17 protein-coding genes are annotated in these 23255 nt (G+C 63.8%); 6 read left to right on the plus strand and 11 right to left on the minus strand.

Annotated features, from left to right (window positions below):
• Window positions 1-48 precede the first annotated feature (48 nt).
• The 5 genes from IYY11_RS13240 to IYY11_RS13260 all read right to left on the minus strand — a co-directional run bounded on the left by IYY11_RS13240 (window position 49) and on the right by IYY11_RS13260 (window position 6724).
• Window positions 49-1326, minus strand: a complete 1278-nt coding sequence (locus IYY11_RS13240) for a cystathionine gamma-synthase family protein (protein WP_196404280.1) — start codon at window positions 1324-1326, stop codon at window positions 49-51.
• Window positions 1327-1389: 63 nt separating this feature from the next.
• Entirely contained in the window at window positions 1390-2649 is a 1260-nt protein-coding gene (locus tag IYY11_RS13245) for an aminotransferase class I/II-fold pyridoxal phosphate-dependent enzyme (RefSeq protein ID WP_246719949.1), read from the minus strand.
• Complete coding sequence (locus IYY11_RS13250; protein ID WP_196404281.1) at window positions 2627-3619, minus strand: NAD-dependent epimerase/dehydratase family protein; 993 nt, start codon at window positions 3617-3619, stop codon at window positions 2627-2629. Before IYY11_RS13250 ends, IYY11_RS13245 begins: the two co-directional genes overlap by 23 nt.
• A 51-nt stretch (window positions 3620-3670) precedes the next feature.
• Window positions 3671-5116, minus strand: coding sequence for a VOC family protein (locus tag IYY11_RS13255; protein ID WP_196404282.1), 1446 nt, complete (start codon window positions 5114-5116; stop codon window positions 3671-3673).
• A 69-nt stretch (window positions 5117-5185) separates the two neighbouring features.
• The gene (locus IYY11_RS13260) at window positions 5186-6724 is read right to left on the minus strand and encodes an aldehyde dehydrogenase family protein (protein ID WP_196404283.1); all 1539 of its coding nucleotides are present in this window, start codon (window positions 6722-6724) and stop codon (window positions 5186-5188) included.
• 128 nt (window positions 6725-6852) lie between these two features.
• Between IYY11_RS13260 and rocD the strand changes: the two genes are divergently transcribed.
• On the plus strand, window positions 6853-8094 hold the full coding sequence (gene rocD, locus IYY11_RS13265; RefSeq protein ID WP_196404284.1) for an ornithine--oxo-acid transaminase: 1242 nt from the start codon (window positions 6853-6855) through the stop codon (window positions 8092-8094).
• Window positions 8095-8103: 9 nt separating this feature from the next.
• Here rocD and IYY11_RS13270 read toward each other — a convergent pair whose 3' ends face one another.
• Together IYY11_RS13270 and IYY11_RS13275 are read right to left on the minus strand one after the other, a co-directional pair.
• A complete protein-coding gene (locus IYY11_RS13270) occupies window positions 8104-10551 on the minus strand; it encodes an FAD-dependent oxidoreductase (RefSeq protein WP_196404285.1) in 2448 nt (815 codons plus the stop codon).
• Window positions 10548-11438, minus strand: coding sequence for a choline kinase family protein (locus IYY11_RS13275; protein WP_196404286.1), 891 nt, complete (start codon window positions 11436-11438; stop codon window positions 10548-10550). Before IYY11_RS13275 ends, IYY11_RS13270 begins: the two co-directional genes overlap by 4 nt.
• Before the next feature lie 163 nt (window positions 11439-11601).
• On the opposite strand from IYY11_RS13275, the gene IYY11_RS13280 reads away from it, so the two are divergent.
• From IYY11_RS13280 to IYY11_RS13300, 5 genes are all read left to right on the plus strand, one after another.
• Window positions 11602-12981 carry an ethanolamine ammonia-lyase subunit EutB gene (locus IYY11_RS13280; RefSeq protein WP_196404287.1) on the plus strand — a complete coding sequence of 460 codons (1380 nt, stop codon included), beginning with the start codon at window positions 11602-11604 and terminating at the stop codon, window positions 12979-12981.
• Between the two features lie 2 nt (window positions 12982-12983).
• Window positions 12984-13769, plus strand: coding sequence for an ethanolamine ammonia-lyase subunit EutC (eutC, locus tag IYY11_RS13285; protein WP_196404288.1), 786 nt, complete (start codon window positions 12984-12986; stop codon window positions 13767-13769).
• Window positions 13770-13904: 135 nt separating this feature from the next.
• Entirely contained in the window at window positions 13905-14912 is a 1008-nt protein-coding gene (locus tag IYY11_RS13290; protein WP_196404289.1) for a class I SAM-dependent methyltransferase, read from the plus strand.
• Window positions 14913-14915: 3 nt separating this feature from the next.
• Entirely contained in the window at window positions 14916-15839 is a 924-nt protein-coding gene (locus IYY11_RS13295; RefSeq protein ID WP_196404290.1) for an iron-containing redox enzyme family protein, read from the plus strand.
• Between the two features lie 8 nt (window positions 15840-15847).
• Complete coding sequence (locus tag IYY11_RS13300; RefSeq protein ID WP_196404291.1) at window positions 15848-17206, plus strand: phosphoribosylglycinamide synthetase C domain-containing protein; 1359 nt, start codon at window positions 15848-15850, stop codon at window positions 17204-17206.
• Here the strand turns inward: IYY11_RS13300 and pdeM are convergent.
• From pdeM to IYY11_RS13320, 4 genes are read right to left on the minus strand one after another with little or no spacing between them, the layout of a single operon-like run.
• Window positions 17203-17901, minus strand: coding sequence for a ligase-associated DNA damage response endonuclease PdeM (pdeM, locus tag IYY11_RS13305; RefSeq protein ID WP_196404292.1), 699 nt, complete (start codon window positions 17899-17901; stop codon window positions 17203-17205). The genes IYY11_RS13300 and pdeM overlap by 4 nt on opposite strands.
• Window positions 17895-20375 (minus strand): ligase-associated DNA damage response DEXH box helicase, encoded by a 2481-nt coding sequence (locus IYY11_RS13310; protein WP_196404293.1) that lies wholly within the window; start codon window positions 20373-20375, stop codon window positions 17895-17897. Before IYY11_RS13310 ends, pdeM begins: the two co-directional genes overlap by 7 nt.
• Window positions 20372-22102: an ATP-dependent DNA ligase gene (locus IYY11_RS13315; RefSeq protein ID WP_196404294.1), complete on the minus strand. Its 1731-nt coding sequence runs from the start codon at window positions 22100-22102 to the stop codon at window positions 20372-20374. Before IYY11_RS13315 ends, IYY11_RS13310 begins: the two co-directional genes overlap by 4 nt.
• Complete coding sequence (locus IYY11_RS13320) at window positions 22099-23127, minus strand: ligase-associated DNA damage response exonuclease (RefSeq protein WP_196404295.1); 1029 nt, start codon at window positions 23125-23127, stop codon at window positions 22099-22101. Before IYY11_RS13320 ends, IYY11_RS13315 begins: the two co-directional genes overlap by 4 nt.
• Between the last annotated feature and the right edge of the window lie 128 nt (window positions 23128-23255).

Here is a 23255-nt window from a genome sequence, read left to right on the forward strand (position 1 = left end):
CCCTAGCGCCCAGTCTCCGCTAAGCCGACCGCGACGGTTAACTTCGCGTTACGCGAAGGCCTGCGCCAGATCGGCGATAAGGTCGTCCGGATGTTCAATGCCGATCGAAGCGCGAATGAGCGAAGGCGTAATGCCGATCTCCCGGCGGGCCTCTTCGGTGAGCCCCGAATGCACGGTGGTCGTCGGATGACAAATCAACGATTCGGTGCCGCCGAGGCTGACGGCGAGCTTGAAGATCTGCAGCCGGTTGAGGAAGGCGAAGGCTTCGGCTTGTCCGCCCACGACCTCAAAGGAAAAGGTGGAGCCGGCGGAGCTCGACTGGCGCGCCATCAACAAGCGCTCGGGATGATCAGCCGGCAGCAGCGGCGGGTAGTGAACGCGGGCGACCTTGGGATGACCGGCGAGAAACTCCGCGACGATCGCCGCGTTCTCCGCCGCCCGGTTCATGCGCAAAGACAATGTCTCGAGCGAGCGGCCAAGCATCCAGCAGGAATGCGCGTCGAGCTGCGTGCCGATGGCGCTGCGCATCGTGCGAATGGTCTTCAGATGCGCGCAGGATCCGACGACCGCGCCGCCGATGAGATCACTGTGCCCGCCGACATATTTCGTCAGCGAATAGAGCGACAGATCGGCGCCGTGCCGGAGCGGCGACTGGAAAACCGGACCGAGCAGCGTGTTGTCGCAGCAAATGACCGGCCTCGAGTCCTGCCTTTCCGCGACATCTTCGGCGATACGTCGCACCAGCGCGATATCAACCAGGCTGTTCATCGGATTGGACGGCGTCTCGATGAAGATCATCGCGATGCGTCCGACGTCCATCGCGCGCGCGGCTGCGGCGCGGATATCGTCTTCGTCGAGCCCGTCGGTAAAGCCGACGCCGGTCAGTCCGAACGGCGCCAGAGTCTTGTCGATGAGAACTTCCGTGCCGCCATAGAGCGGACGGCTGCGCAGGATCGTTTCTCCTGGGCGCGCGAAGGCGAGAATCGTGGTGACGATCGCCGACATGCCGGAGGAAAAGACGAGACCGCATTCGGCGTGCTCGTAGATCGCCAGGCGGTCCTCGACGATCTCGAGATTGGGATGGTTGAACCGTGAATAGACGAGTCCGGATTCTTCGCCTTCCGGCGGGGCGCGACGGCCGGCCATATAGTCGAAGAAGTCGCGCCCCTCTTCGGCCGTTCGAAACACGAAGGTCGACGTCAGAAATACCGGAGGCTTAACCGCGCCTTCCGACAGCGTCGGATCGTAGCCGTAGCCCAGCATGAGCGTTTCCGGCTGAAGCAAGCGGTTTCCGATGCTCGCCTTATGGTAACGCGCGCTGTCCATGGATGCTTCCTCGGCGGTCGCCGCGCTCGAATGATCAGCGGCGCCGCCACTGTAAATAGCGCGCTAATGCTGCTTCGCCCGCGCCAGCGGAACATTCGCATTGGCCATCTCGGCCAGCGCCGCCAACGCCGCGTCGATGTCGGCGGCCGTGTGATCCGCGCTGATCTGAAAGCGGATCTCCTCGTCGCCCCGCGGCACGACCGGATAGGTCAGCCCCGTAACCAGTATGCCTCGCCGCCGCAGATGCTCGACAAGCGCGACGGTGCGGGCGCTGTCACGGGTCACGAGCGGCGCGACCGGATGCTCACCGGGCAGCGTCTCGAAGCCAAGCCTGACAAGCCCCGCCTTGAAGCGTGCGGTCATGGCGCGCAGATGCTCGAGCAACGACAGGCCCTTCGTACTATCCAGCAAGTCGATCGCCTTATGTGCGGCGGCGGCTTCCGCGGGCGTGATGGGGTTAGAGTAGACGTAGAAGGGCGAGCGCTCGCGCAGGTAGCGGATGAGAATTTCGTCGCCGACGACATAGCCGCCGTTGACGCCGAAGGCCTTGCCGAGCGTCGCCACCAGAATGTCGACCGGCGCTGACCGCGTATATTCCTCCGCGCCGCGCCCAGTCGTCCCGAGCGCGCCGACGCCATGTGAATCGTCGACGACGACGATCGCCCCCTCCACGAAGGCGTTATCGCGGCTGCGCGCCAGCGTCATGATGCGATCGAGCGGCGCGTGATCGCCGCGCATGCTGAATACCCCGTCCGTCACGATGACGGCGCGGGTGCATGATTTCGCGGTCTCGTCGAGACATCGCTCGAGTTCGCCCATATCGAGATGTTCGTAGATCCGCTTCTCCGCAGGCGCCGCAAGTGAGATCGCGTTGATGATGCAATTGTGATTTAGTTCGTCGCTGATGACGGCGGTCTTCTTGCTGACGAGCTGCGGAATGAGGCCCATGATCGCCGCATAGGCCGACGAAAAGAGGATCGCCGACGGCCGCGAATGAAAGGCGGCGAGCCGGCGCTCCAAGGCGACATGAGGCGACCAGGTGCCGCTGATGAAGCGCACCGCGCCGGGCCCGGCGCCATAGTTCGTCGCCGCCGCATCTTCGGCGTCAATCACCTCTTCGCGCAGCGACATGCCGAGATAATTGTTGGCGTTCATGCGCAGGAACGGCTTGTCGCCTTCGCCTTCGATGAGAAAGCGCGGACCGTGGCCGTCACGCGGCGCAATGACGCCACAGAGCACGCTTTCCGCGCCCTTGAGCAGCCCTGCCCGCGAAAGTTCGCCGAGCTGCGCGGCGAGCGCCTTAGCCAAACCCTGCATTGGCATTGGGGACCTCGTCAGAATTGGGATCGTCAAATGGATCTGTCGCCGCGCCAAGACGCGCGAGCATATCCCGCGTCATGGCGGCGAGATCTAAGCGCGGCGCAAAGCCCCAATCTTCCCGCGCCGCACTGGCGTCGAGCGCCTGCGGCCAGGAGTCGGCGATCGCTTGGCGTAGCGGGTCGATGCGGTAGTCTTCGGCGAAGGAGGGCGCGTGTTTGCGAATTTCCGTGGCGATTTCGCGCGGCGTGACGCTCATGCCGGTGACGTTATACGCATTGCGAAACCGCAGGCGCTCGGGATCAGCCTCCATGAGCTCCATGATCGCGCGCGTCGCGTCCGGCATATACATCATGTCGAGCCGGGTCTCTGCGTCGAGGAAGCAGGAATAGCGCTTGTGCCGAACAGCCGCGCGAAACATTTCGACGGCGTAGTCGGTCGTGCCGCCGCCCGGCGGCGCCGCGGAAGACACGAGACCCGGCAGGCGCAATCCGCGCGCGTCGACGCCAAAGCGGGTTGCGTAATAGTCGCAGAGCAATTCGCCCGCGACCTTGGTGACGCCGTAAATGGTCGTTGGCCGCTGAACGGTGATCTGCGGCGTGCCGCGGCGGGGCGTCGAAGGGCCAAACGCCGCAATCGAGCTTGGGAAAAACACCTGGCAGCCGAAGCGGCGCGCGGCCTCCAGCACATTGTAGAGGCCGCTCATATTGACGCTCCAGGCGTCTTGCGGCCTATCCTCAGCGATCGCCGAGAGCAGCGCTGCGAGGTGGTAGACGACGTCGATGTCGCGCCGGCGCATCAGATCGGCGACCGCTTCCGCCTGTGTGCAGTCGAGGCGTTCATAATGATCGTCAGCTGGCCGCGCCTCTGCGAGGTCTGAGGCGACCACGCGCGCCGCGCCATATCGCTTTCGCAGCGCCGGCGTCAGTTCGGCGCCGATCTGGCCGAGGGCGCCCGTAACCAGGATGCGTCGCATGCGCCTTCCGATACCGCGGCGCCTTCGCCCATGCGTCGAGCGCCCTACTCCTCAGTTATGGCTGCTTTCCGCCGCGCCAATAGGCGCGGCGCCCGTTTTCGGCGGTTGCAGCCAAGCGGCGCGATCGACGCCAAGCGCCTGCAGGCTGGCGCCTAAGGAGCGCGTCTCCGCTTCCTCGTAGAGCGCGAGTTCGTTGAAAACCGGCGCGCCGAGCGCGGCCTCGAAGGCGCGTCGGTCGGCGCGCTCGATCAATTCCTCTTCACCCCGCTCCCCAAGATTCGAGCGAAAGATCCCTGCCGCGCTGACCGGCAGGAAATCCTCGTAAACAATCGGTTCGGCGCGCAGAGCGCCGGTCTGCAGAAGATCATTTAATGAGCCTGGAGAAATCGGATCCGTTGCCCTAGCGCTTGGATCGGCCGAATAATGGAAGAAGGCGAGCCTTTCGCGCCGCAGCGTCTCGTCATCATCGGGAAACGCCGCGAAGCGCCGCGCCAGCTCCTCGTTAAAGGCGAGCGCATTGGCGCCGTCTATCGCGAGCGGAACCGCAACCTGAGCTTCAGCGAGAAGCCTGTCGTAAAGCGCGCGCCCCTTGGCTGTCAGCGCCGCGCCTCTCTGCTCGATCTCGCCAAAACGCGCGGCATGCGCGCCGGTCACGCGCCGGCCGCCTTCCTCGATGAATTCCACAGGCTCGGGGCGCGCCTTGAAACTCGTCTGGCGCAACAGGATCGGGCAGCGGCGACGCGGCGGGCCCTCGACAATCGCTTTCGGATTCATGCCGCGCGCCGCCATGGCGCTGTGCGCGGCGTCGATATCGAGCGCATGCAAGGTGAGATGGTTGATGTGCGGTCCTTTGAAACAGACGATGTCGGCGAGGAGCGGATGCGTGGCATGCAGCGTCCGGTACACCGCCGATGAGACCGTCGCCTGCCCGTTCCAGCGAAAGATCTTCGCGGCTTCCAGGACAAATTCGCGCGGCTCTACGTCGTCGAACCCGCTTCTTTCGAAGAGATCGAGCAGGGCTCGGCAGCGCGGCGTAAAAATGTCGCGCTGCGCCAGAACCTTGGCGGCGATCTCGCGCGCCTGCGGATCGGCGATGAGATCCAGCCTGAGAAGAGAAGTAAAAATGCGAAAGGGAATAGTCCGCAATGCGCTCTCGCCAATCGGCCGGAATGCCGTCGAATGCACTGGAATTCCGGCGATTGACAGATCGTAATAGCCGACGGGCGCCATTCCCATGATCGCAAAGAGCCGGCGCAGCATCGACAGTTCCTCGGCGGTTCCGACGCGAATTGCGCCATGGCGCTCAACGTCGAGTCGCTCGAGTTCGTTGTTTTCCGCCAGGTGCCGCTTGAGTTGCGGCTTTTCGGCGAGCGTGTGGCGGTTTACCTCGGCGACGAGCGCCTTCATCGCGCGATACTGCGGCGCTTCGGCCTGGTACATGTCCGAGACCGCCGACGCGAACATCGTCCGAATTGAGTCAGCGGAAGCGTCATTCATTTTGTGACCTTCGCTACCATCGCGTATTTAATCTAACAGCGGCCGAAATCATGAGCGTAGCGTCACGCGCTAAACGTCAAGATCGAATTTGACGCCCTGCGCCAGCGGCAGTTCGCCTGAATAGTTAATCGTGTTGGTGGCGCGGCGCATATAGAACTTCCAGCAGTCCGACCCCGCTTCGCGGCCGCCGCCCGTGTCCTTCTCGCCGCCGAAGGCTCCGCCGATTTCGGCGCCGGAAGGTCCGATGTTCACATTGACGATGCCGCAATCCGATCCGTCGGCGGCCATGAAGCGCTCGGCTTCGTCCAGACGCGCGGTGAAGATCGATGACGCAAGGCCATGTGCGACATCGTTATTGAGCGCGATCGCTTCATCGAGGCTGCGGAACTTCATTACATAAAGGATGGGCGCGAATGTCTCCCGCCGCACGACGTCCGTCTGCCCCGGCATTTCTACGAGCGCCGGGCGCACGTAGAACGCGTCCGGGAATGTCTCCGTCAGCACGCGTTCTCCGCCGAGGATGACGCCCCCTGCTGCGCGCGCTTCGTCGAGCGCGGCGCGCATCGCCGCATAGGCGTTCTGATCGATGAGCGGGCCGACAAGCGCGGCGCCGTCTCGGGGATCGCCGACCGCAACTGAGGCGTAGGCGCGTCGCAAGCGACCGAGAAGCTCGTCATAGACGTCTTCATGAACGATCAGCCGCCGCAGCGTCGTGCAGCGCTGGCCCGCCGTGCCCATGGCCGCGAAGGCGATCGCGCGAACGGCGAGATTAAGCGGCGCAGAAGCGCAAACGACGGCGGCGTTGTTGCCGCCAAGCTCCAGAATAGACTTCGCGAAACGGCCCGCGAGGCGCGGCGCGATGGCGCGCCCCATCGCCGTCGAACCGGTCGCTGAAACAAGTTGAATCCGCGCGTCGTCGACAAGCATTTCACCGATCTCGCGCCCGCCGACAAGCAGGGTTGAAAGCCCGTCCGGCGCCTCGCCGAAACGCGCCGCGGCGCGCTCGAACAGCGCGTGAGTCGCGAGCGCCACAAGCGGCGTCTTTTCAGAGGGCTTCCAAACCAGCGTATTTCCGCAGACCAGCGCAAGCGCCGCGTTCCAGGCCCATACGGCGACCGGGAAGTTGAAGCTGGTGATCACGCCGACGACGCCGAGCGGGCGCCAGGTCTCCATCATCCGGTGGCCTGGGCGCTCCGTGGCGATCGTCAAGCCATGGAGCTGACGCGAGAGCCCGACGGCGAAGTCGCAGATGTCGATCATCTCCTGGACTTCGCCGAGGCCCTCCGAGGTGATCTTGCCCGCTTCGATCGTGACAAGCTGCGCCAACTCGGTCTTGGCCGCCCTCAGCTCCTCGCCGAGCAGGCGCACGAACTCGCCCCGGCGGGGCGCCGGGACGTTGCGCCAGACGCAAAACGCATTCGCCGCGCGGGCGATGGCCTGATGCGCCTGCGCCGAATCCACGCTCTCGACGCGCGCGATGATCTCGCCAGTAATCGGCGAGCGGATCGTCACCGAGCCGCGCTCAAACGTCTGTGATTGGACCCCGAGCGTGCGCAGGAGGGCCGCAGCTTCCCCGGCGAGGCCAGGATCCAAAGCGCGCGCCTCCATTTCAACTCCCGATGTTCGCGGCTATGCGCGGCTGGCGCCGCGCCCCGCATGTGCCCATGTAATGTAGTCAGTACATGATCGTTCGCACGCATTTATCAAATGCGAATGCGCGCCAAAAGCTCTCGGATATGGACAACTCGGCGTTCAGTAACCCGCACGTCGCCAGAAACTACGACCCGCTGCCCGTCGTGCTCACGCGGGGACAGGGCGCTTATCTGTGGGATGTCGAAGGCCGGCGTTACATCGACATGATGAGCGCCTATTCGGCTGTCAGCCTCGGTCACGCGCATCCCCGAATCCTTGCAAAGCTCGCTGAGCAGGCGCAGCGGCTCGCGGTGCCTTCCCGCGCCTTTTACAATGATCGGCTCGCGCCGTTTCTCGAGGAGCTCTGCACTCTGACAGGACTTGACGTCGCGCTGCCGATGAACACCGGCGCAGAGGCGGTTGAGACGGCGATCAAAGCGGCGCGCCGCTGGGCCAATCGCGTCAAGGGCGTCGCCGACCCCGAGATTATCGTCGCCGCAGGCAATTTCCACGGCCGAACCACAACGATCATCAGCTTCTCCTCGGAGCGCGAATATCAAGACGGGTTTGGCCCCTTCATGCCGGGCTTTCGCGCCGCCCCGTTTGGCGATCTCGCGGCCTTCGAAGCCGCCATCACTCCGCGGACCGCCGCTATTCTCGTGGAGCCGATCCAGGGCGAGGCGGGCGTCATCGTGCCGCCGGACGGCTGGCTCGCGGGGCTACGCCGACTGTGCGACGAACGCGGCGTTTTGCTGCTGCTGGACGAAATCCAATCGGGTTTGGGGCGCAGCGGCGCCTGGTTCGCGTTTGAGCATGAGAATGTCCTTCCCGACGGCGTGACGCTGGGAAAGGCGCTCGGCGGCGGCGTTCTGCCCGTTTCCGCCTTCGTGGCGAAAAGCGAAGTGATGGATGTTTTCACGCCGGGCTCGCACGGATCGACCTTCGGCGGCAACGCTCTCGCCGCCGCCGTTGGACTAGAAGCGCTGCATGTCATTCGTGACGAACGGCTGGTCGAACGCAGCCAGGCGCTTGGCGCGAGAATGCTGCAACGGCTGCACGCGATGCGCGCCCCGGCGATCAGTGAAGTTCGCGGGCGCGGCCTCTGGGCCGGCGTCGACATCGACCCGCGTTACGCGAGCGCGCGAGAAATCTGCGAAAGCCTGCTCGCCAAAGGCGTGCTGACGACCGCGACGCATCACACGGTCGTGCGCTTGGCGCCGCCCTTCGTCATTTCTCAAGACGACCTCGATCTTGCGCTCGACGCCGTCGAGGAGGCGATCGTAAAGTTTCATGCGCCGCGCAATCTCCGTGGCGCCGCCGACGTCGGCCATTCACTTGAAGCGTAGGCGCAGCGGCTAAGCGCGTATGCGTTCGCCTTTGGGATCGTAGAACGGCGAAAGAGAGACGGTCGCCGGCCGGCGCTCGCCGGCGATTTCAAGTTGATATTCGCCAGAGAGCACAAAAGTCGGATCGACTCCGTCCGAGTTGCGGACATAGCCATAGCCGATCGCCTTGCCGATCGAATAGCCGTAGCCGCCGCTTGACAGCCATCCGACGCGGACGCCGTTACGATAGATCGTTTCGCGCCCGAGCAGCACGATCTCAGGATCGTCGACAACGAAGCCGGCGAGAAGTCGCGGCAAGGGCAAGCCCGCAGCTTGAACGAGCGCGTCTCTTCCCTGAAAAGGCGCGCCGGACTTCATCTTGACGGCCCAGCCGAGTCCCGCCATCGGCGGCGTGTGATCCGGACCGATATCCGCGCCCCACGCGCGGTAGCCCTTCTCCAGACGCAGAGATTCGATCGCTCGATAGCCCGCGTCGACGAGGCCGAAGGGCGCGCCCGCGACAACCAGCGCGTCATAAACAGAGACGGCGAAATCGACAGGGATGTGAAGCTCCCAGCCGAGTTCGCCCACATAAGTGACGCGGATCGCCAGCACTGGCGCGCCGGCCAGGCGAATTTCGCGGGCGCTCATGAAAGGAAAGGCGACATTCGAAAGATCATCGTCGCAGCATGATTGCAGAATCTCTCGCGCGCGCGGACCCATCAACGCGAGCACCGAATTCGCCGAGGTGACGTCGATCACGCGCGCGTCCATGCCCTCTGGAATCGATCGCCTGATCCAGTCGAAGTCATGCGTGCCGAAGGCCGTCCCCGTCACGACATAGAAGCGGTCCTTCGCCAATCGCGAGATCGTCAGATCGCATTCGATCCCGCCCTTGCGGTTCAACAACTGCGTATAGGTGACGGCGCCCGGCGGCTTGGCGACATTGTTGGCGGCGATCCAGGACAGCGCCGCTTCGGCGTCTTTGCCGACAATCAGCGCCTTGGCGAAGCTTGTCTGATCGAAAAGCGCCGCCGCCTCCCGGCATGCGCGATGCTCTCGTCCGACCGAATCGAACCAGCCGGGCGCGCCGAACGAATAGCGATCCAGCGGCGCTTCGCCCACGCTCGCATCCGCGAACCAATTGGGCCGCTCGAAGCCCATTTTTTCGCCGAAGCACGCACCCTTCGCCTTGAGGCGGTCATAGAGCGGCGAGCGCCGCAGCGGCCGGCCCGACGTAAATTCTTCGAAGGGCCAGGCGATGCTGTAGTGGCGCGCATAGGCTTCGAGCGTCCGCACCCGCACCCAGGACGGGTCCCTGTGCGGCGCGCCGAAGCGGCGGATGTCGACCGGCCAGAGATCGAACGGCTGTTCGCCGTCCGCCGCCCATTCCGCCAGCGCCATGCCGGCGCCGCCCGCCGACGCGATGCCGAAAGCGTTAAAGCCGGCGCCGACGAAGAAATTGCGCACCTCCGGCGCTTCGCCGATCATCCAATTGCCGTCGGGCGTGAAGCTTTCGAGGCCGTTGATCATCTGCTTGACGCCGGCCTCGGCGAGCGCCGGCACGCGGCCGAGCGCGAGATCCATGATCGGCTCGAAATGATCCCAATCGTCTTCGAGAAGTCGAAAGGCGAAATCCTCTGGCACGGCGCCCGATGACCAGGGCACGGGATTGGGCTCATAGCCGCCCATGACGAGTCCGCCGACCTCCTCCTTGTAATAGGTGAGCCGATCCGGATCGCGTAGAGTCGGCAGATCGCTCGTCACGCCGTTGATCTTCTCGGTCACGAGATATTGGTGATGCACCGCCGAGAGCGGCACGGCGACGCCGGCGCGCGCCGCGAGCGGCTGAGTCCAGAGGCCTGCGCAGAGCACGAGCTTCTCGCAGGCGATGGCGCCGCGATTCGTGACGACGCCGCGCACACGATCGTTCTCGATGATGAAGTCCGTGACGGCGACGCTCTCGACAAGCTTTGCGCCGGCAAGCCGCGCGCCTTTCGCGAGCGCCTGGGTGATGTCCGATGGATTCGCTTGTCCGTCGGTCGGCAGGAAAGCCGCGCCGACGACGTCATCGACATTCATCAGCGGCCAGAGCGCCTGCGCCTCCTTGGCGCTCAGAAGCTGCATCTCAAGGCCGAAGCTCCGCGCCGATGTCGCCTGTCGTTTCACTTCGATCCATCGGTCGGCGTTGCAGGCGAGTCGCAACCCGCCATTGCGTCGCCAACCGGTCGCATAGCCCGTCTCTTTCTCGAGCCGGTCATAAAGCTCCACCGAATAGCCGAGGAGCTTGGTGATATTGGCGTTGGTCCGCAATTGACCGATCAGTCCCGCGGCATGCCAGGTCGAACCCGACGTCAGCTGATGGCGTTCGATGAGCAGCGTCTCCACGCCGCGCTTGGCGAGGTGATAGGCCACGGAGCAGCCGACGATGCCGCCGCCGATCACGACGACTTGAGCGCTTCCCGGGAGATCCGTCATGCTCTTTCCATTTGCTGAAACGCCGCCCAGGCGTCTTCGAAACGCGTCAGATTTTGTTCCGAGTAAGCGACGTAATCGAAATCAATCGACGACCGACTCTCCGAGACAAGGCTCCACAACGCTTCGCGCAACAGCGAGGCGCAAAGCATCGCCTTGAAGCGGCGCCGCAACGCATCGGTCGGCGCCGCCTCGAAATAGTCCTTGAGCATCGCGTCGTCGTCCGCGGCGTCAAAGCCATTGTTCGACGAGAGTCCGCCAAGATCGAACAGCGGCGTATTCCATCCCGCATAGTCCCAATCGACGAGCCAGAGACGCCGCCCGTCGTCGATGAAATTGGCGGCAAGGAGATCATTATGACCGAAGACGAGGTCGATCGGGCCCGTCGCCTTTTCCAAACTCTCGCTCGCGGCGAGCAGGCGCGGCAATTTCGCCGCCATCCGGCTTTCGTCCTCGATCAGCGTATGGGCGTAGTCGCGAATGATATGGAAGACGTTGAACGCCAGGGTCGGCCCGCGCAAATGCAGCGCAACCTCACGATGAACGCGCTTGATGAGATCGACGCAGCGTCTGCGGTTCGCCCGCATGTCCTCGGGCTCATAGGTGCGGCCGGAAATATATTCGAGCGCCATCGCCATCGGCGCGGCATACAGAACTTTCGGGGATATGCCGGCGGCGCCCGCGGCCCTGCTCGCCGCCAATTCGTTAAAGCGCATGACGCCATGAACCGGAATGTCGCCGCCAAGGCGAACGACGACGGATCGATCGCCATCCTTGACGATATAATTCTTGTTGGTGATGCCGCCGAGCAACGGCGCGATCTCGATCGGCCCGCGCCAGAGCGGAAGCGCGCGTATCAGGGCTTCTGGATCTGCGGTATGGGCTGCCATCGGCTCCGGCGGGGCAATATAACAAACTCGGACTGAGCTAATATATGCGGCTGGCGCGCAAAGGCCATGGGCTACGAAGGGCCTTGGGGAAAACCTTACGCGCGGACAGTGACATGTCCGCTGGGGCGCCATAGCCTGTGAGAAGGTCCTTCGAGGTCTGGCCATGTATGCAACGACGATACGTGGAACGAGCTACAGGTTTCCAGACCTTAAAACGCTGATGGCCAAGGCGACCCCCTTGCGTTCCGGAGACTGCCTCGCCGGCATTGCGGCGACGAGCGCCGCGGAACGCGTCGCTGCGCAGATGGCCCTCGCCGATCTGCCCTTGAGCGTGTTCTTGAACGAAGCGCTTGTCCCCTATGAAGAGGACGAGGTCACGCGACTGATCCTCGACGGCCATGACCACAACGCCTTTGCGCCGATCGCCTCGCTGACCGTCGGCGACTTTCGCGACTGGCTTCTCTCCGACGCCGTCGATGAGCATGCGCTCGCCGCCTTGACCTTCGGACTGACGCCGGAAATGGCCGCGGCAGTCTCGAAGCTCTGCCGCAACCAGGACCTGATCCTGATCGCCGCCAAGCGGCGCGTCGTCACGAAATTTCGTAACACGCTCGGCCTGCGCGGGCGGCTGTCGTCGCGCATTCAGCCCAACCATCCGACCGATGATGCGCGCGGCGTCCTCGCAAGCGCCATCGACGGGCTTCTGCTCGGCAATGGCGACGCAGTCATCGGCGTCAATCCCGCGTCCGACAGTCCGGAGCAGTGCTACGAACTCCTGAGCCTTCTCGATGAACTGCGCGAGACTCTCAGCATTCCGACGCAATCCTGCGTGCTGGCCCATGTCACCACGACGCTGCAGCTGATGGAGCGACGCGCGCCCGTCGATCTGGTGTTTCAATCGATCGGCGGCACGCAAGCCGCCAATTCAAGCTTCGGGATAGACATCGCCCTATTGCGCGAGTCGCGCGAAGCGGCGCTTGCCTTAAGGCGGGGCACAATCGGCGACAATGTCATGTATTTCGAGACTGGCCAGGGCAGCGCGCTTTCGGCCAATGCCCACTGGAATTGCGATCAACAGACGCTGGAAGCCCGCGCCTATGGCGTCGCGCGGGTGCTCGATCCTCTGCTGGTCAATACGGTCGTCGGGTTTATCGGCCCGGAATATCTCTTCGACGGCAAGCAGATCACGCGGGCGGCGCTCGAAGACCATTTCTGCGGCAAGCTGCTCGGACTGCCGATGGGCTGCGACGTGTGTTACACGAATCACGCCGAAGCCGACCAGAACGATATGGACGATCTGCTAACGCTGCTCGCCGTCGCCGGCGTCAATTACGTCATGGGCGTTCCTGGCGCAGACGACGTCATGCTGAATTATCAAAGCACCTCCTATCATGACGTCCTTGCCGTTCGGCGCATGCTGAATCTGGCGCCCGCTCCCGAATTTGCGCAATGGCTCGCTGACGTCGGTTTGACGGACGCGCACGGCGAATTGCAGGCGCCGGCGCTGCCTGCATCCTTTGCGCCGCTTCTCGAAAGAGCCTGAGGATGGCCGACGATCGCCCGACGCCTCTCGACAAGATTGCGATCCTCCGTTCGGCGACGCCGGCGAGAATTTTCCTGCCGCGCGCCGGAGCGGCGCTGACGACGCGCGCTACGCTGGATTTCCAGCTGGCGCATGCCGAGGCGCGGGATGCGGTGGAAGAGCGACTCGACGCCGACCGGCTCTTCGACGAGCTGACCTCGCGCGGGCTGACGGCCATCCGCGTGAAGAGCGCCGCGCGCGATCGGCGAAGCTTTCTGTTGCGTCCCGACCTCGGTCGAAAACTCGACGACGATTCCCGCCAGCGACTCAAAGCCCTCGCGGGCGACTACGACCTTGCGTTCGTCATCGCCGAAGGACTGTCCGCCCGCGCCATCGCCCGGCACGCGCTTCCCGTGCTCGAAAAAGCGCTACAATCCCTCGATCGAACATCGTGGAACATCGCGCCGATCGTTCTCGCCGAACAGGGGCGCGTGGCGCTCGGCGACGACATCGGCGAAACGCTGGGGGCAAGGCTCGCGGCGGTTCTCATCGGCGAGCGGCCGGGCCTCTCCTCGCCCGACAGCATGGGCGTCTATCTCACATTTGCGCCGCGCGTCGGCCGCACCGACGCCGAGCGCAACTGCCTCTCGAATATCCGTCCGCAAGGGCTTTCCTACGCCGACGCCGCACGAAAACTGCTTTATCTTTGCCATGAGGCGCGCCGACGCCAGCTGACCGGCGTCGACCTCAAAGACGACGCCGATACGCTCCCACTGGGAGAACTGCGCGCGATCGACGCCAAGAGTTAGTTAGCGAATGAGCTACACGCTCTCGCGCTTCCCGCGCGCCTGGCGATCCAACTTTGGCGCAAGCGCAAACCTATCGGAACTATCGCCATCGCCGTGAGTTGAGACCTCTCTTGGCGCCGGGGGCGTTGGCGATTGATGCAACTGGATCTCTGCTCCGACGAGACGGCCAGTGGGCCGCCGACCGCTTCTCGCCAGGGTCTGAGCGTCGCGGACGAGGCCTTGCTATGGTTGGGCGCGTTCTTACGGGACCAGAACTACCGCTTCACCACCACGACGCCGCTGACCCATAGCCGCATCGTGCAACGGCCAGCGGTGGTCGGTTCGAATTTGACGCGCGCATTCGGTTGGAGTCTGCCGTTTTCTGCGAGCGATCTGCCGGCGCCGGTGTTACGCACTCTTGCGGAGGCGAAGGCGCTGGCGCACTGCAATGGCGTCTTGCGCAGCAAGGTGCGCTTCTCGACTCTCAAGAACCAGCTCTTCGCGCACTCGGCCTTTCCCACGGACGCCGCCGATTCAGTTTTTTTCGGACCTGACACTTACCGTTTCGCGCGCTGCGTCGAATCGATCCTCAATTCGCAGCCTCTCTCAGCCTCGGCGCCCCGCCGTCTCGTCGACATCGGGTGCGGCAGCGGCGCCGGCGGGATTTTCGCCGCGAGCCTGATGAGACCCGGCGTCGAGCTGCTGCTCGCCGACATCAATCCCCAAGCGGTGCGATATGCGCGCATCAATGCTGCATTGAACGGAATAAAGCGCACACAGGCTGTTCACAGCGATCTCTTCCAGAACGCCGGCGGCCCGTTCGACTACATCATCGCTAATCCGCCCTATCTCGTCGATGACTACCAACGTCTTTATCGCCATGGGGGCGGCGAGTTCGGCATCGCCCTTTCCGTCGATATTGTGCGGGAGGGCATCCCACATCTAACGGAAAGCGGAAGGCTGCTGCTCTATACCGGATCGCCGATTGTCGGCGGCGTGGACCAGTTCCTTGCCGCCGTGACGCCAGTCCTCGACGCTTCGCCGGTGACCTTCGATTACGAGGAGGTCGACCCCGACGTCTTCGGCGAAGAGCTGGAGCGCTCCGCCTACGACAATGTTGACCGCATCGCCGCAGTCTTCCTCAACATAAAAAAAGAAGGCTGACATATGCGTGACCCTGATTGGATCGCTCTGGCTCCGGCGCAAAACGGCGTGGCCTTTGAGCGCTTCCAGAGAGAACTCTGCCGACGAAATGCCGCCCGGCTTGAGCCGTTAACGCCCTCCGGCGACTGGCGCGCTGACGTGCTTGCGCGCGCCGTGCTCGCCGAAGCGGAGATCGCCTATGTCGAGAGCGCTCGTGCGGCGATCGCGCCCTTCGTCGCGAACATTCCGAGCGAGGCCGACGCCTTTCTGACCTGGTATGAGCGTCTCGCCGTGAACGGGCCAGGCCAAAACGATCCGCTGTTCCCTTGGCTTGAGCGACTGGCGAGCTTCGAGGAGATGAAATGGTTCCTTGAGCAGGAAGTCTCCGGCGAAGCGGGGTTCGACGATCTCGTCGCGCTCACCCAAATCAAGATGCCGCAGACCCCCAAGCTCGAAATGGCGCGAAATTACTGGGACGAAATGGGGCGAGGCAATGCGCAGGGCATGCACGGTCCGATGCTGACGCGGCTCGCCGCCTATTTCGGCGTCGACGCGCAGCCGGAGCGCGTCTGCCCCGAGTCGCTCGCGCTCGGCAATATGATGGTGGCGCTCGCCAGCAATCGTCGCTTCGCCTTCCATTCGATCGGCGCGCTTGGCGCGATCGAGATGACGGCGCCGGGGCGCGCGATCCAAGTCGAGCGTGGACTGCGGCGACTCAAGGTTCCCGGCAAGCAGCGTCAATATTTTTCGCTGCATGCGATTCTTGACGTCAAACATTCCGAGGCCTGGAATCGCGAAGTTCTGCGCCCTCTCGTCGTAGAGGATCCGCGCCGCGCGCAGGCGATCGGCGAAGGCGCCGTTCTTCGGCTTTGGCATGGCGCGCGATGCTTCGAGCGCTACCGTCGTCATTTCCGGCTGCAGATGGAGTCGCCGCGTGAAGCGGCCTAGGAGCGTCCATGCGGGTTCTGGGGATTGGGAACTACTGCGACCTCTCCGCGCTCTATCTTCGACTTTCGGCGGAAGGACATGAGGTCAAGGTCTTCATCGACGCGCCGCTTTGCCAGAACATTCTGAACGGCATGATCGCCAAGACCGACGATTGGCGTTCGGAACTGCAATGGGTGAAGAGCGCCGGGGACGAGGGAATCATTCTATTCGAAAACGTGTCATTCGGCGATTTGCAGGACGCGTTGCGCAAAGATGGATTCAATGTCATCGGCGGAAGCGCCTTCGGCGACCGGCTCGAAATCGACCGGGCCTATGCGCAGAGCCTTCTCGCCGAGCTCGGCCTCTCAACCGCAGCGACCCGCCACTTTTTGAACAGGCAGGATGGCTTGCGCTTCCTTCGCGAGCGCCCCAGTCGATATGTCCTGAAATTCAATTCGCCCGATTTGGCGCATCGCAACTTCGCCGGCGGTCTCGCCGATGGACGCGACATTTCCGCGCTGCTGCAAAATCTGCCCGACAGTCCTGCGGACGCAGCCGGCTTCGTCCTGATGGATTTTATAGATGGCGTCGAGATGGGCGTCGGCGCTTATTTCGACGGGGAGAAGTTTTTGCGGCCTGCCTGTCTCGACTGGGAGCACAAGCGCTTCTTCCCGGGCGACCTTGGAGAGCTGACGGGAGAAATGGGCACGGTCGCTACGTATGAGAACTCGACCCTCTTCTTTGAGAAAACTTTGGCAAAGATCGAGCCTTTGCTCAGGCGTCACGGCCATCGCGGCTATGTGAACCTCAACACCATCGTCAATGACCAGGGTATTTGGCCGCTCGAGTTCACTTGCAGATTCGGCTATCCGGGCTTCGCCATTCTGTCGCCGTTACAGCGAACGTCCTGGGCGGAATTGTTTCAGGCGATGGTCCGCCGCGACAGGGATCATCTGGACGTCGATGACGGGTTCTCGGTCGGAGTCGTCCTAACCGTGCCGCCTTTCCCCTATTCGCGACGACAGGCGGAAGAGCCGATCGGCATGCCGATCCTGTTTGAAGGCGCATTGCCGCGCGAGGACCAAGAAAATCTGCACTATTGCGAAGTGGCCCTCGACAATGGGCAGCTCGTTACCGCCGGCGCCTATGGCTGGACGATGGTGGCGACGGGCTGCGGGGGAACGATCCAAAGCGCGCGCCGCGACGCTTATCGGCTGATCGAGCGCGTGCACATTCCCAATATGCGTTACCGACGCGACATTGGAGAGCGGCTGATCGCGGCGGATTACGCCAAAGTGAATGCGCTTGGCCTGCTGGGAAACGAGATCGAATTGCTCGCTCGCCTGCCTTCCCCACCTGTCGCGACGCTTCATGCAACGCGCAGCTAGTCTGCGACGAGCAGTCGTTCGTCGACGATCGCGCAGGTCTTTGCGCCGCGCCCACGCACCAGAGCCCCGCCCGTGAAGGCGCCGAAGGCCGGGAGCACGATCTGTCGCTCCTGCAGCACAAAGCAAGGAAGACGAACGCTGTCGCGCGCCGCCCCGCTCATCCGGACACAGGGGTGAAGGTGCCCCGCAAGAATGGTCGCCCCCTGCCCTTCGCATTCGTCGGACGCAAGCGGGTGGTGACGTGCGACAATCCCTTCTGCGTCGTAGGGCTCGTCAACAAGCTCGATTCCGAACTGTTCCGACGGATCACCGGCGCGCCGATCATGATTGCCGCGCACGAGCGTGAGGCGCAATGCAGCGTGGCGCCTGCGCCAATCGAGAAAGGCGGCCGCCACTCCCGGCGAATGCGCCTGCCGGGCGTGAAACAAATCGCCGAGAAAAACGAGCCGGATAGGATTGAATCGATCTATGAGCGCGTCGAGCCGGTCGAGATTGTCGCGCGTCGTTCCCTTTGGCGCGGGCTGGCCGAGCGCGCGAAATGTCGCCGCCTTGCCAAGATGCGCGTCGGCGATGAACAGCGTGCGCGTCTCAACGCGCCAGACGGCGCGCTGCGGCAGCAAAACGACGCCGCGATGCTGGTGAGAGGAGACGAGGCCCGCGCCTTCACCCCGCAAAGTATCGTCAGGTTCTAACATTTGTCCGCGGCGCGCTCCAACTGCGAAATCATACGCTCGATGCGCGTCGCGAGCGTTTCATTGCTGAGGCGCTCGCGCATTCTCTCGACCATCAGCGGAAAGGCGAGCGGCGAGCAGCGCTGCAGCGCGACATGGACGAACTCTCTATTTTGCAGCCGCTCGAAGCTCTCGGCAAGGCGCGCGATGTCGAGCGCGTCTTCCAAGACTTCACGTTCGGCCTGGCGCAGCAACCCATTTTCGGGATCGAATTTGCGAAACACGTCGTAGAACAGGCTGGACGACGCCTGCAACTGGCGCAGGCTCTTATGATGCCCGGGATAGGTGGTCACGACGAGACCGGCGATCTGCGCGATGTCGCGAAAACGCCGGCGCGCCAGCTCCGCTGCGTTCAGGCTCGCGAGCGTTTCATGCGTCAGGTCATGAATGGCGCGCGGCGCAATCAGTTCCGGCAGCATGGCGCCCCAGTCGCGCGGGTCGGCGCTCAAAAGCTCGAAGCCGTAATCATTCACGGCGATCGAGAACGTGCTGGCGGATTTCTGCGCCGCCCGCCAGGCGATGAGGCTCGCCATGCCGATATGCGCATTCAGGCCCGCAAAGGGATAGAGGAACAAATGCCAGCCGTCGCGGCTTTTCAATGTTTCGGCAAGCAGCGTCGTCGGCGTCGGCAGATGCGACCAGCGCGCTTGCAATCTCAGCATTTTCTCGGCCGCCCGCAGCTCCGGCGTGTCATAACGCCCCTCGGCCGCGCGCTGCAATTGCTCCACCATGGCGTCCGCCAAAGTCGTCGAAAGCGGCATTCGCCCGCCGTCCCAGCGCGGAACGGCGCCGCTGCGCGCTTTCGCCGGCCGCACATAGGCGATGAGTTCGCGAAGCCGCACGAATTCGAGAATCCGACCCGCAAACCAAAAGCTGTCGCCTGGCTTGAGTCGCGCGATAAAGCTTTCCTCCACGACGCCGAGCTTCTGACCCGGCGGCGCGGGTCCGTATTGAACGAGGACGCTCGCGTCCGCCGTGATCGTCCCGATGTTGAGTCGATGGCGCAGAGCGATCTGCTTGCTGGCGACCCGCCACACGCCGTCAGCGTCAGGACCGCAGCGGCGATATTCGGGATAGGCGGAAAGACTTGGTCCGCCGCCGCTCACGAAGTCGAGACACCAGCGCCAATTCTCTTCGGAAAGATGTTCATAGGCCGCCGTCGATCGAATTTCCGCGAGCAATTCGTCAGGCCTGAAGCCGCCGCCCAGTCCGATGGTGACGAGATGCTGCACCAGAACGTCGAGCGGCGCATTCGGCGTGCGGCGGCTTTCGATGCGGCCGTCCCGCACCGCCTGCTGCACGGCCGACGATTCGACAAGCTCGAGCGCATGGCTCGGCACAAGCGTGATGCGCGACGTGCGACCGGGAGCATGGCCGCTGCGGCCGGCGCGCTGCAGAAGGCGCGCGACGCCCTTGGGCGACCCGACCTGCAGGATGCGTTCGACGGGAAGAAAATCGACGCCAAGATCGAGACTCGACGTGCAGACGACCGCTTTGAGCTTGCCGGCTTTGAGTCCATCCTCAACCCAATCGCGCGACTCGCGCGCCAGCGAGCCGTGATGCACCGCAATGAGCCCGGCCCAATCGGGTCGGGCGCGCAAGAGATTGTGATACCAGATTTCCGCCTGCGAGCGCGTGTTGGTGAAAATGAGCGACGTCGGAGATCGATCAATCTCCGCGACCACCTGCGGCGCCATTTTGATCCCAAGATGCCCGGCCCAGGGAAAGCGCGCGAAATCTTCCGGCAACAGCGTGTCGATGACGATATCTTTTCGTACGCCGCCCGCGACGATTACGCCGCGCGGCGCATCGGTTGGACCGAGCAGGATGCGCTTTGCTTCTTCAAGATCGCCAAGCGTCGCCGACATGCCCCAAATCAGCAGATCGGGACGCCAGCGCTTCAACCGCGCCAGCGCAAGCTGCGTCTGCACGCCGCGCTTATTGCCGAGGAGTTCGTGCCACTCGTCGACGACCACGCATCTGATCGCGCCGAGATAGTAGCGCGCGTCGGCGCGCAAGAGCATGAGCGACAGGCTCTCCGGCGTCGTGATCAACACGCTGGGCGGACGGCGCGCCTGCCGGGTGCGTTCGGCGGAGGCCGTATCCCCGCTGCGAACGCCGACCGTCCAGCGCTGGCCATGCGCGGAGAGACCGTCGAACGCCTCGTTGAGCGCCTTGGCGGTGTCCGCGGCGAGGGCGCGCATCGGCGTGATCCAGAGAACACAGAGTCGTGGCGGCTCTTCCGCATCTTCGGCGAGCGCCTGCCAGGCGCCGAGCGCGACGGCCAAAGTTTTGCCGGCGCCTGTCGTCGCGTGCAGCAGACCGCTGCGTCCCTTTGCTATTTCGCGCCACACGTCCTGCTGAAAGCGAAACGACTTCCAGCCGCGCTTCGCGAGTAAGCTCTTCACGGCGGACTGCTTGGCGCGTCGTCCGCTCATGCGCCGCCGCCAGGCAATAGCGCGTGTAGCGCCTCAATCGTATCGGCGTCCTCCACGGGCTTGTCCTGTCGCCAGCGCAACATGCGCGGAAATCGCACGGCGATGCCGCTTTTGTGACGGTTGCTGGCGCCGATCCCCTCGAAGCCGAGTTCGAACACCATGGTCGGGCGCACGCTGCGCACCGGGCCGAAATTCTCGATCGTCGTCCTTCTGATCGTCGCGTCGACCTTGCGCATCTCCTCGTCGGAAAGCCCGGAATAGGCCTTGGCGAAGGGCAGCAGCGTGCGGTCCGTCTGCTCCGGCGGGCCGCTCCACACCCCGAATGTGTAGTCGCTGTAAACGCCCGAACGGCGCCCATGACCCCGCGCGGCGTAGATCAGCACCGCGTCGACGCTCATTGGATCGAGCTTCCATTTCCACCAGAGATTGGCGCCGCTCTTCTGTCGGCCGACGCCATAAGGCGCGTTCATCGCCTTCAGCATCATGCCTTCGGCGCCGCGCGCCCGGGCCTCCTCGCGCTGTCTTGCAAAGGACTCCCAATCGGGTTGCGTTAGCGCCGGGCTGAGCCGCAGGGGCAAATCGGCGCCGACCTGCATCGCGCAGGCATGCGTGCGCGACACGGCCTCTTCGAGAAGCGCGCGACGCTCCCTCTGCGGCTTTTCGCGCAGATCGTGGCCGTCTTTCTCGAGCAGGTCATAAGCGATCAGCGCCACTGGCCTGTCGCGCAGCATTTTTGGCGTGAGAACCTTGCGTCCGAGACGCTGCTGCAATTCAGAAAAGGGGCGCAGATCGCTAAGATCGTCCACGGCGGAACGCGCGTCCGAACGAGGCGCGACGACGATGAGCTCGCCATCGAGGACAATATCGTCGGGGAGAAAATCGACGAGCGCGGCAAGCTCCGGAAAGCTGTCGCTGACGAGTTCTTCGCCCCGCGACCACAGCCACCACTCGCCGGCGCGATGAATGAACTGCGCGCGTATGCCATCGAATTTCCATTCAACGAGCCAGTCGTCGACTGCGCCTAGCAATTCTGGAAAGGCCGAAAGTGGCGCCTGAAGCGGGTGCGCGAGAAAGAACGGATAAGGCTGGCCGCGCAGAGGCCGCCCGTCTTCGCCTGCTTCGGCTGGCGCAACGAGCGCGATAAAATCCTGCGCCTGAGGCGCGCGGTTCGCCTGCGTGTAGCCCATCATCCGCTGCGCGACGAGCTTGGCGTCGAGCTCCGTCGCCTGGGCGATCGCTTGAGTCATTTGCAGCTTCGAAACTCCGATGCGCAATTCGCCGGTGACGAGCTTGAAAAACGGCAAGCGATCGTCGGAAGGCATGGCGTCGAGCCACTCGCGCAGCGCCGCTTGCCGCGCAGCATCATCACGCTCGCGCAAGGGCAATAGCCGTTCGTTCATCCAAAGATCGAGCGGCGCGTCTTCCATCCGGGTCGGCGGCGGCAGCAAAAGCGCCAAAGTCTCGGCGAGATCGCCGACGCTGTGATAGCACTCGTCGAGGAGCCACTCGGGCAGATCCGTCGCCTCCAATGCGAGCTGGCGCAGGAGCTTGGTCGAGATCATCTGGCGCGGCTTGCCGCCGGCGAGAAAATAGACCGTCCAGGCGGCGCTGGCGTATTGCTCCGGATCGCCGACCGCAAGGCGTAGATAGTCGATCAGCGCCTGTCTCTTATGCTGCGTCGACGTCGCGGCGTCGATGCGCCGGAAGAGCGTGGCGAAGGTCTTCATGCGCCGTCTGTGTCGACGTCGACGTTTGGCTCCGCCTCGCCCTCTTCGTCGCCATATTCGGTCGCCATCGGCCGCGCGTCATATCCTTTTTCGCGCAGATAGCGCGAAAGCGCCTCCCCGCTTCCATGCGTGACAAGAATACGCTCTGCGCCCGTTGCGGCGATCGCCTGCAACAGAGCCGGCCAGTCAGCATGATCGGAAAGCGCGAAGCCTTGATCGACGCCGCGGCGTCGCCGATTGCCGCGCAGCCGCATCCATCCGCTGGCGAAGGCGTCCGAATGATCGCCAAAGCGTCTAATCCACCCGCTTTGCACGGCGTGGGGCGGCGCCAGCGCAAAGCAGCGCGAAAGCCCCGCCTTGTCGAGCGCGCCGACGTTGAAGGTCGGCGGCAGCGCTATGCCGAGATCGCGATGGATCTGATTGAGCGGTTCGATCGCGCCGTGGCAGACGATCGGTCCTATATTCGCGTCGAGATGTTTGAGCAGGCGTTGCGCTTTGCCGAGCCCGTAGGCCTGCATGACGCTGGCGCGTCCCGCGCGCGCATTTTCCGCCCACCATGAATTGATGTCGGCCATCACTTCGGCTTGCGCGCGCCAGCGATAGATCGGCAGACCGAAGGTCGATTCGGTGATGAAGACGTCGCACGGGACGGGCTCAAAAGGCGCGCTGACGCCGTCCGCTTCGAGCTTGTAGTCGCCGGAGGCGACCCAGACCTCGCCCCGGCGCTCGATGCGCACCTGCGCCGAGCCGATGACATGGCCGGCGGGATGCAGCGAGAGCCGCACCTCGCCAATGTCTCGGCTCTCGCCATAACGCAGCGTCTCGATGCGAACGTCGCCGAGTCGTCTGCGCAGGATCGGCGCGCAATCCTCGTGACAGAGATAGGCGCCGCTGCCCCATCGCGCGTGATCAGAATGGCCGTGCGTAATCACCGCCAGAGCCGCCGGGCGCCATGGGTCGATGTGGAAATTTCCAGGAGGGCAGTAGAGGCCCTCTGCGACGGGAACGATCAGATCCTTGGTCATCTAGCCGAAGATGTGAAAAGCGCCTCGGCACCCCTTCGAGCAGCGCCGACAGCATAAATAGGAACTCGGTCGCACGGATTCACTTCCGGCGACGGCCGAGTTCGCGATTTGCCTCAAGACGGCGCTTG

The organism is Methylocystis sp. H62, assembly GCF_015709515.1.
Classification (GTDB): Bacteria; Pseudomonadota; Alphaproteobacteria; order Rhizobiales; family Beijerinckiaceae; genus Methylocystis.

Bases quoted from the DNA above. Each gene is read 5' to 3' on its own strand.
- IYY11_RS13240 (WP_196404280.1), bottom strand. From the start codon at position 1,326: ATGGACAGCGCGCGTTACCATAAGGCGAGCATCGGAAACCGCTTGCTT.
- IYY11_RS13245 (WP_246719949.1), bottom strand. From the start codon at position 2,649: ATGCCAATGCAGGGTTTGGCTAAGGCGCTCGCCGCGCAGCTCGGCGAA.
- IYY11_RS13250 (WP_196404281.1), bottom strand. From the start codon at position 3,619: ATGCGACGCATCCTGGTTACGGGCGCCCTCGGCCAGATCGGCGCCGAA.
- IYY11_RS13255 (WP_196404282.1), bottom strand. From the start codon at position 5,116: ATGAATGACGCTTCCGCTGACTCAATTCGGACGATGTTCGCGTCGGCG.
- IYY11_RS13260 (WP_196404283.1), bottom strand. From the start codon at position 6,724: ATGGAGGCGCGCGCTTTGGATCCTGGCCTCGCCGGGGAAGCTGCGGCC.
- rocD (WP_196404284.1), top strand. From the start codon at position 6,853: ATGGACAACTCGGCGTTCAGTAACCCGCACGTCGCCAGAAACTACGAC.
- IYY11_RS13270 (WP_196404285.1), bottom strand. From the start codon at position 10,551: ATGACGGATCTCCCGGGAAGCGCTCAAGTCGTCGTGATCGGCGGCGGC.
- IYY11_RS13275 (WP_196404286.1), bottom strand. From the start codon at position 11,438: ATGGCAGCCCATACCGCAGATCCAGAAGCCCTGATACGCGCGCTTCCG.
- IYY11_RS13280 (WP_196404287.1), top strand. From the start codon at position 11,602: ATGTATGCAACGACGATACGTGGAACGAGCTACAGGTTTCCAGACCTT.
- eutC (WP_196404288.1), top strand. From the start codon at position 12,984: ATGGCCGACGATCGCCCGACGCCTCTCGACAAGATTGCGATCCTCCGT.
- IYY11_RS13290 (WP_196404289.1), top strand. From the start codon at position 13,905: ATGCAACTGGATCTCTGCTCCGACGAGACGGCCAGTGGGCCGCCGACC.
- IYY11_RS13295 (WP_196404290.1), top strand. From the start codon at position 14,916: ATGCGTGACCCTGATTGGATCGCTCTGGCTCCGGCGCAAAACGGCGTG.
- IYY11_RS13300 (WP_196404291.1), top strand. From the start codon at position 15,848: ATGCGGGTTCTGGGGATTGGGAACTACTGCGACCTCTCCGCGCTCTAT.
- pdeM (WP_196404292.1), bottom strand. From the start codon at position 17,901: ATGTTAGAACCTGACGATACTTTGCGGGGTGAAGGCGCGGGCCTCGTC.
- IYY11_RS13310 (WP_196404293.1), bottom strand. From the start codon at position 20,375: ATGAGCGGACGACGCGCCAAGCAGTCCGCCGTGAAGAGCTTACTCGCG.
- IYY11_RS13315 (WP_196404294.1), bottom strand. From the start codon at position 22,102: ATGAAGACCTTCGCCACGCTCTTCCGGCGCATCGACGCCGCGACGTCG.
- IYY11_RS13320 (WP_196404295.1), bottom strand. From the start codon at position 23,127: ATGACCAAGGATCTGATCGTTCCCGTCGCAGAGGGCCTCTACTGCCCT.